The 1,036-nt window shown below is 46.6% G+C and carries 1 protein-coding gene; it reads right to left on the bottom strand.

Going from position 1 to position 1,036, the window contains the following annotated elements:
* Nucleotides 1-83: 83 nt before the first annotated feature.
* Nucleotides 84-677, bottom strand: coding sequence for a hypothetical protein (locus tag A3730_RS30255; RefSeq protein WP_156497230.1), 594 nt, complete (start codon nucleotides 675-677; stop codon nucleotides 84-86).
* Nucleotides 678-1,036: the final 359 nt, after the last annotated feature.

Genomic DNA, 1,036 nt, shown 5'->3' with positions numbered 1-1,036 from the left:
TGCGCGAAAATGGGAGCGTAGCGACCGCGCAAAAGGTGCGCAAAGTAAGATGTCGGCCTGCAGCGCTTTGTTAAATGTTTTTCTCATACGGTGACGGCGTGCCACCGGACCTCATTAAATTCTTTAATGACAACCTTGAAAGTTACATTTTCAGTAAAAACTAGGAACTCATGTTGCTCACCTTCAGGGATTTTCAGCCATATTGAACTGCTTTGATCAACTGATATCGTTTCTCTGGAAATGCACTTTTTAGCATACCTTGAAGAACATTCTTCTATCCCGTTTAGATCACTAAGGCTTAGATTCCCAGATTCTCTAATATTTTTGAATTCAATTACTCGAGGCTGACTCGTGTCGTAAGCAAGCCTTGACTCTCTATCCAATTGGGGAAATACAGGCAGCAAAAAACCGATGCTCTCTGAGCGTCGCTTATATGGAGCAGAGCAGACCTGGATAGATTCCTTTGAACCTCCTGAAAAGCACCAAATATTCTGAAAATCGTCGTAATCTTTAGAGCTATAGTCAACCAGCTCAAAATGGTGATTTCTTGCTGACACAGTACATCCAGAAAGTGCAATTAGAATTGTAATTAGTACGATATTTCTCATGACATTTAACGCTGCGAGCAGCGGCGCGTGTTTTTGCGTCCGCTGCCTTGCCTGGTTAAGTGGCGACACACCACCCTACCTAAGGGCAAGATGTGAGCCTGCGAACCAGACCTAAATTTTGGCACCCGCAAGAAATGAAGACTTGAAGACACCCCCAACCTGAAATGTGGCCGCCCACAACGAACGGGATAACCTAGCCACAACCTCTTATTTTTCTAACGGCACCCGAATGCTCACTTATGGCACCGACTTGGAATCTTGCGCTGCCATAAAAAAGCAGAGCCATTTAACGCTGCGAGCAGCGGCGCGTATTTCGCGTCCGCTGCCTTGCCTGGTTAGGTTGGCGACACGCCACTGCCAACTACTGGCACGATGTGAGCCTGCGAACCCAACCTGAATTTATGGCACCTGCAAGAACGCAGACTTTG

Source organism: Alcanivorax sp. HI0044 (assembly GCF_001634945.1).
Note: the sequence above shows the minus strand (reverse complement) of the source record. Positions and strands in the feature narration are given on the sequence as shown.